This window comes from Duganella aceris, assembly GCF_011090165.1.
In the GTDB taxonomy this organism is placed as follows: domain Bacteria; phylum Pseudomonadota; class Gammaproteobacteria; order Burkholderiales; family Burkholderiaceae_D; genus Rugamonas; species Rugamonas aceris.
Window position 1 is genome coordinate 1 of the sequence record NZ_JAADJT010000029.1, and the last position, 7449, is coordinate 7449.

The 7449-nt window shown below is 64.7% G+C and carries 5 protein-coding genes; 3 read left to right on the forward strand and 2 right to left on the reverse strand.

The window, feature by feature from the left end:
• Nucleotides 1-225 precede the first annotated feature (225 nt).
• Entirely contained in the window at nt 226-1782 is a 1557-nt protein-coding gene (locus tag GW587_RS30775; RefSeq protein WP_229259740.1) for a methyl-accepting chemotaxis protein, read from the forward strand.
• Here the strand turns inward: GW587_RS30775 and GW587_RS30780 are convergent.
• Both GW587_RS30780 and GW587_RS30785 read right to left on the reverse strand, forming a co-directional pair.
• Entirely contained in the window at nt 1779-3062 is a 1284-nt protein-coding gene (locus GW587_RS30780) for a GMC family oxidoreductase N-terminal domain-containing protein (RefSeq protein WP_166108725.1), read from the reverse strand. The genes GW587_RS30775 and GW587_RS30780 overlap by 4 nt on opposite strands.
• Before the next feature lie 16 nt (nt 3063-3078).
• A complete protein-coding gene (locus GW587_RS30785; RefSeq protein WP_166108726.1) occupies nt 3079-5211 on the reverse strand; it encodes a TonB-dependent receptor family protein in 2133 nt (710 codons plus the stop codon).
• A gap of 148 nt (nt 5212-5359) precedes the next feature.
• Between GW587_RS30785 and adh the strand changes: the two genes are divergently transcribed.
• Nucleotides 5360-6880 (forward strand): aldehyde dehydrogenase, encoded by a 1521-nt coding sequence (gene adh, locus GW587_RS30790; protein WP_166108727.1) that lies wholly within the window; start codon nt 5360-5362, stop codon nt 6878-6880.
• An 8-nt stretch (nt 6881-6888) separates the two neighbouring features.
• Nucleotides 6889-7254, forward strand: coding sequence for a DUF779 domain-containing protein (locus tag GW587_RS30795; protein ID WP_166108728.1), 366 nt, complete (start codon nt 6889-6891; stop codon nt 7252-7254).
• The last annotated feature ends 195 nt before the right edge of the window (nt 7255-7449 follow it).

Sequence of the window (7449 nt, forward strand, 5' to 3'; positions counted from 1 at the left end):
GAACAGGACCGTGAAACAACTCTGCGCCGATGATAGTGCTGCAACCAGTGTGAAAGTAGGTTATCGTCAAGCTAGTTATTAGAAAAAGCCCCTTCCGGTGATCCGGTCGGGGCTTTTTTGCGTTTGTGTTGCCTTTAAGCTATATACTTCCGGTTTCGGTATTGGCTACTAAGGGACATAATGAAAGTTACAGAGATAAAGCTGGCCCATCGCTTCGCTTTACTGATGGTGATCATCGTTGCCGGTTTCGCCCTGTATGGCGGCTGGTCGTTCAAGGTACTCAACCAGCTCAAGGTCAACGGCCCGATCTACCAGCGCGTGGTGCAGGGCAAGGATCTGATCGCCGACATCCTGCCGCCGCCCGAATACATCATCGAATCCTATCTGGTCTCGCTGCAGGCCATGAGCGCGCCGCCGCCGGAACGCAAGACCTTGATCGAAAACCTGAAGTCGCTCAAAAAAGACTACGACACGCGGCATGAATTCTGGACCAAGGAAGTGCTGGAAGCCGATATCAAGGAATTGCTGCTGACCGGCGCCGACAAGCCGGCGCAGGAGTTCTACCAGATCGCGTTCGCCCAATTCGTGCCCGCGCTGGAGCGCGACGATACCGAAGCCGCGACGGCGGCGCTGGACATCATGAAGCAGCGCTACTCGCAGCATCGCGCGGCCGTCAACAAACTGGTCGACCTGGCCACCAAGCGCAACGCCGACGACGAAGCGGACGCCAAGACGCAAATCACTTCCTCCTCCGCCGTCATGCTGGCGATCCTCCTGGGATCCGTCGGCCTGGCCGCCGCTTTCCTGTATGCGCTGGCGCGCAAGCTGATGCGCCAGCTGGGCGGCGAACCGCGCTACGCGACCGAGATCGCCGGCGCCATCGCGGCCGGCGACCTGGCCGTGCACATCCATACCGAGCCGCATGATCGCGACAGCCTGCTGGCCGCGATGAAGGCGATGCAGGACGGCTTGGTGAACATCGTCGGCCAGATCCGCAGCGGCACCGGCACCATCGCCAGCGCCTCGGTGCAGATCGCATCCGGCAACCAGGATCTGTCGGCGCGCACCGAAGCGCAAGCTGCGGCGCTGGAGCACACCACCTCGTCGATCGACGCGCTGACCGGCGCCGTGCGGCACAACGCGGACAACGCGCGCCAGGCAAGGCAGCTGGCGGTATCGGCTTCGGAAGTGGCGGTGCGCGGCGGCACGGTGGTGGCGCAGGTGGTCGATACCATGGGCGCGATCAATACCTCGTCGCGCAAGATCGTCGACATCATTTCGGTCATCGACGGCATCGCCTTCCAGACCAATATCCTGGCCTTGAACGCGGCGGTTGAAGCGGCGCGTGCCGGCGAACAGGGACGCGGCTTCGCGGTGGTGGCGACCGAGGTGCGCAATCTGGCGCAGCGCTCATCGGCGGCGGCGAAGGAGATCAAGGCTTTGATCGACAATTCCGTGGAGACGGTGGACGCGGGCGCGCGCCTGGTCAACCAGGCCGGCGCCACGATGGAGGAGGTGGTCGGCAGCGTGCGCCGCGTCACCGACATCATCAGCGAGATCACCTCGGCCAGCGAAGCGCAAACCGTCGACATCGAGCAAATCAACCAGGCGATCCGGCAGATGGACGACGTGACGCAGCAGAACGCGGCGTTGGTCGAAGAAGCCGCCGCCGCCGCGCACAGCATGCAGGATCAGGCGCAGCATCTGTCGCAGGCGGTCAGCATTTTCAAGCTGGCTGAGCGCGTCGCCGTGCCCGGCGCCTCACGCATGCGGCTGCGCTAAGCCAGCGATGAACCCAGGCGCTTGCCGAGGCAGAGCAAGGTCAGCGTCGGCGGCAATCCCCATGGCTGCGGGATGACCGAGGCGTCGCAGATGTAGAGATGCGCGGTGGAAGTTTGCAGCGTGCTGTCCACGCCCTCGCCGATGCGCACGCTGCCGCCCGGATGCGCGGCGAAGTGCCAACTCTTGAATATCTTTTTCGCGCCGGCCGCGCGCAGTATGTCGCGCGCCATGCCGACGCCCGCCGCCAGCTTGCGCCGGTCCGCCGGCGTCAAAGTCTTGTCGACCCAGCGCGGGCCGACGGCGCCGCCGATGTCGTCGCGTATCTTGACCATGATGGTCAGCGCCTGCGCATGCGACAGCAGCCGGTCCACGCGCCCGACCTGCGCCGCGAACGCCTGGTACATCGGCTTCGGCAAGGTCATGTCGGCCAGCGCGATGCCCTCATGTTGTAGATACAGTCCCGCCGCCATCGGCACCTCGGCGCCGCCATCGATATCGTCCGCGTGACCCATGACCGCGATCACCGGATCGCTGAAGAATGCGCTGCGCGCCGGGTGCAGGCCGGAACGGTGCAGCAGCTGCGGACTGCCGATGCCGCCACAGGCCAGCACGATGTCGGCGCCCACAGCTTCGTGCTCCACACCGTCGCGGCGATAGCGCACGCCGGCCGCGCGGCCGTTCGCCACGATCACGCTGTCCACCTTGGCGTTATCGATCAACGTCGCGCCGGATTGAATCGCCTCATCCAGGAAATCGCGCGCCGTCCATTTGGCCCCGAACGGGCAGCCGTACACGCAACGCCAGCAACCGGTGCGGCAGATTTGCGGCCGGATCAACTTGTCGAGTTTGCGCCACGCCAGTTGCTGCGCCAGCGCGCCTTGCTGGATGCGCTGGGCCATCGGCCCGATCAAGGCATCCGGCAGCGGCGCCATCGGCAGCTCGGCGCGTAGCGATTCCAGCGCCGGCGCCAGATCGATATCGTGTGCGGCGAACATGTCCAATGGCGGCGGCGCGGCCGTGGCGAAGTTGATGGTCGAGGTGCCTCCGGCCGCGATACCGCGCACCAGCAGCGAAGCATCGCGATGCAGGAAGGCGCCCTTGCCCGGAACGGCGGCGATGCCGGCCATCTGCGACAACGTGCCTTGCAGCGGCGCCGCGCTGCCCTGTTCCAGCACCAGCACGCGCCGGCCGCGCCGCGCGAGTTCACGCGCGACGCTGGCGCCGCCCGGACCGCTGCCGACGACGATGGCGTCGTACCGATGAGGGTGTGCTGGATTCATGGAGATCGCCGCCGCGTCAGAACCGATACAGCGCGCTGGCGCCCAGCAGCCAGTTGCGCGTCGGCGCCGCTTCGTAGTAACGCTTGTTGCTGTCGCCGACGATCACCGAGCCCACGTAGTTCTTGTCCAGCAGGTTGTTCAAGCGCGCGAACTGCTTGAAGCGCCAGCCGCCCAACTGCTGCGCCGCCGTCACGCGCGCATTGAGCACGCCGTAGCCGGGCGCCGCCTGGTCGATGTTGGTGTCCTCCGCATAGATCTTGCTGCTGGCGACAGCCTCCAGCGCAGCGCCGATGCCGCCACCGTCGGCGGCCCATGCCAGCTCACCGTACAGGTTCGCGTTCGGTACGCCCGGCAGGCGGCTGCCCTTCAGCACATTGCCGAAGCCCTGGTCGTAGATCGCGCGCAAACTGGTCAACGCCAGGCGCGTGCTGAAGCCGTTGCGCCACGACGAATCCAGCGACACTTCCAATCCCTGGCGCAGCGTCTTGCCGCCGTTGCGGTAACTGGTGCGGCCGCCGCTGGAACTGTCGACCACCAGCTCGTCGGAGGTCTTGACCTGGAACAGCGCGGCGTTGATGCGGGTGCTGTCATCCAGCCGCGCCTTGATGCCGGCTTCCAGATGGGTGCTGTACGCGGGTCGCAGCCGGAAGTTGAAGCCGCCGCCGGTGCCCGAATAGAACAACTCGTTGAGCGTTGGCGTCTCGAAGCCGCGCGCTGCGCTGGCGTACAGGTGCAGCGACGGCGACAGCTTGTACAACGCGCCCAGCACCGGCGTGGTGTGGCTGTAGCGCAGCGCGCCGCTGTCGTTGCCGTTGGCGAGATAGCGATCGTCGACCGAAATCTTCACCCGGCTGTGACGCAGGCCTGCGCTGATCATCCAGTCATCCGTTTGCCATTCCGTCTGCAGATAGGGATCGAGGTTGGAGACATCGTCCTCCTCGTCGCGCCGCAGCGCGCCCTTGAAGCCGAACTGGTTGCCGATGAAGTTTTCGTAGCCTTTGCGCGCGTCGTTGGAGCTGCCGTATTCCAGGCCGACTGTGGTACTGAGCTTGCCGCCCGCCAGCGCTGCGACATGCAGCCAGCTCAGGTCCGTGCCTTTGAAGTCGCGGTCGAAATCGACCACGCCGCCGGAGTGGCTGGCCGGCGCCTGGAAGGCCTTGGAGAACGCCTGATACTGGATCACTCCGCGATTGCCGCCGTAGGCCGTCACGCGCAGGCGGTCGTCGCCGAAGCGCTGCTCCCAGCTGGCGCCGATCTGTTTGTGGTCGATGCTCTTGCGGGTGTTGTAGCGGTCCGCCAGCGTGCGCTTGGGCGTGGCGCTATCGGTGGTGTCGATCTCGCCGGCGCGTGGGTCGCGCTGGTAGCTGGCCCAGGTCGCGCCCAGCGCATCCTGCGTGTCGTCCTGTTGCAGGCCGTTGGCGACAATGGTCAGCTTGGCGTTGTCCATCGGCGCGACGGTCAGCTTGGCGTAGGCCTGGTCACGCCTGGCGGCGCTGTGGGCGCGGTAGCCGTCGGTGTCGAAGCGCGACGCGTCCAGCACGTAGCCGATGCCGCCGCTGGCGCCTTGCGCGTTGAGGTCGACCTTGTGCGTGCCGTAGCTGCCGCCGAGGACATTCAGTTCCACCGTCGGCGCGCCGGCACCGTCCCTGGTGAACAGCTGGATCACGCCGCCGGAGTGGTTGCCGTAAATCGCGGAGAAAGGGCCGCGCAGCACTTCGATGCGGTCCGCCATGTCGAGATTGAAGGTGGCGGCCTGGCCCTGGCCATCCGGCATGCTGGCCGGGATGCCGTCGGCGATCAGGTGCACGCCGCGCACGCCGAAGGCGGAACGGGCGCCAAAGCCGCGCGAGGAGATCTGCAAATCCTGCGCATAATTCTGGCGGTTCTGCGCCACCAGCCCCGGGACGGCGGCCAGCGCTTCGGAGGCGTTGACGCGCGCCTGGCCGTCGTGAATGCGGGCGGCGTCGACCACGTCGATTGCGGCCGGCATGTCGAAGCTGGAGTTGCCGACGCGGGTGGCGCTGACCACCACCACATCGGCCATCGGCGCGGCGGCCGCTTCGTCGGCGGCGGCGGCCGAGGCGGCGCCGGTGGCGCCCAGCGCGAACAGCGCGGCGATGGCATTCAGGCGTACAGGGTGTTGCTTCATGGTTTCTCCAGGTGGGCGACTTGCCATCATAAAGTAGCCCAGGGCATCGCGCTTGGCGCGGCTCAGCGGTGTGCTGACGCGTGCGCCGTCCAGTGGCTGATTGTGGCAGGCTTTTCACGTAGTTAAATCAAACGAGAAAGAGGACGACATGAATCTGGCAGACATCAGCAAACTGGGCGTAGCGAATCCGTTCAAGCAACGCTACGACAACTATATCGGCGGCAAGTTCGTGGCGCCGGTCAAGGGCGAATACTTCGGCAACATCACGCCGATCACCGGGCAACCGTTCTGCGAGGTGGCGCGCTCCACCGCGGAGGACGTGGAGCTGGCGCTGGACGCGGCGCATGCCGCCAAGGAAGCGTGGGGCAAGACCTCGCAGGCCGAGCGCGCCAACATCCTGAACAAGATCGCCGACCGCATGGAAGCGAACCTGGCGCTGCTGGCCACCGCCGAGACCATCGACAACGGCAAGCCGATCCGCGAGACCACGGCGGCCGACATCCCGCTGGCGATCGATCACTTCCGCTATTTCGCCGGCTGCATCCGCGCGCAGGAGGGTTCGGTGGCGCAGATCGATGCCGAGACCTATGCCTACCACTTCCACGAGCCGCTGGGCGTGGTCGGCCAGATCATCCCGTGGAACTTCCCGATCCTGATGGCGGTGTGGAAACTAGCGCCGGCGCTGGCCGCCGGCAACTGCGTGGTGCTGAAGCCGGCCGAGCAGACGCCGGCCTCGATCATGGTGTTGGTGGAGCTGATCGGCGACTTGTTGCCGCCGGGCGTGCTGAACATCGTCAACGGCTACGGACTGGAGGCCGGCAAGCCGCTGGCGTCGAGCAAGCGCATCGCCAAGATCGCCTTTACCGGCGAGACCGGCACCGGCCGCCTGATCATGCAGTACGCGGCGCAGAACCTGATTCCGGTGACGCTGGAGCTGGGCGGCAAATCGCCGAACATCTTCTTCGCCGATGTGATGGATGCCGACGACGCCTTCTTCGATAAATGCCTGGAGGGCTTCGCGATGTTCGCGCTGAACCAGGGCGAGGTTTGCACTTGCCCGTCGCGGGTGCTGATCCAGGAATCGATCTACGACAAGTTCATCGAGCGTGCGCTGGCCCGCGTGGCGTCGATTAAACAGGGCAACCCGCTCGACGCGACCACGATGCTGGGTGCGCAGGCGTCGCAGGAGCAGCTGGAAAAAATCCTGTCGTATATCGACATCGGCAAGCAGGAGGGCGCCGAGGTGCTGGCCGGCGGCGGACGCAACGTCAAGAGCGGTGATATGCAGGATGGCTACTACGTGCATCCGACCGTGTTCAAGGGCGAGAACAGCATGCGCATCTTCCAGGAAGAGATCTTCGGGCCGGTGGTGTCGGTCACGACCTTCAAGGATGAGGCGGACGCGCTGCGCATCGCCAACGATACCTTGTATGGACTGGGGGCGGGGCTTTGGACGCGCGATGGTTCGCGCGCCTTCCGTGTCGGCCGCGCGATACAGGCGGGGCGTGTGTGGACTAATTGCTATCACCTGTATCCGGCACACGCGGCGTTCGGCGGCTACAAGCAGTCGGGCATCGGGCGCGAGAACCACAAGATGATGCTGGACCACTACCAGCAGACCAAGAATCTGCTGGTCAGCTACAGCCCGAACGCGCTGGGCTTTTTCTAGGAGCGGCGATGAGCGATGCCGTGCAACGCGTGACCGCCACTCCGGCCGCGCTTGAGATGCTGGCCACGCTGCGCAAGCGGCATGGCCAGCTGATGTTCTTCCAGTCCGGCGGCTGCTGCGACGGCAGCACGCCGATGTGTTATCCGGCCGGCGAGTTCAACATCTCCGACACAGATGTGCATCTCGGCGATCTGGATGGCGCGCCGTTCTACATGGGCGCAGAGCAGTTCGCCTATTGGGAGCATACGCAGTTGATCATCGATGTGGTCGATGGCAACGGCGGTATGTTCTCGCTGGATAACGGCACCGGCCGGCGCTTCCTCACCAGGTCGCGCCTGTTCACCGATGATGAGTTTGCGAGCCTGCAAAAATAAAACTTGGCAGTTCGATCCAGCCTTTGCTATAGTTCGCTCCCTCGCAAAACGACGCATGCAAATGCAGAGTGAGCGAGAAAAAGAAGGTTGACGAAACGAGCTAAACGCTTCATACTCTTTCTTCTTCGCTGACAGACAAAACGCTTTGTCAGCACGCAGTACCGAATTGAAGTTCTTTAAAAATTAACAGTCGAT

Excerpts from the sequence above, each read along its gene's own strand:
- GW587_RS30775 (WP_229259740.1), top strand. The coding sequence starts at position 226 with ATGGTGATCATCGTTGCCGGTTTCGCCCTGTATGGCGGCTGGTCGTTC.
- GW587_RS30780 (WP_166108725.1), bottom strand. The coding sequence starts at position 3,062 with ATGAATCCAGCACACCCTCATCGGTACGACGCCATCGTCGTCGGCAGC.
- GW587_RS30785 (WP_166108726.1), bottom strand. The coding sequence starts at position 5,211 with ATGAAGCAACACCCTGTACGCCTGAATGCCATCGCCGCGCTGTTCGCG.
- adh (WP_166108727.1), top strand. The coding sequence starts at position 5,360 with ATGAATCTGGCAGACATCAGCAAACTGGGCGTAGCGAATCCGTTCAAG.
- GW587_RS30795 (WP_166108728.1), top strand. The coding sequence starts at position 6,889 with ATGAGCGATGCCGTGCAACGCGTGACCGCCACTCCGGCCGCGCTTGAG.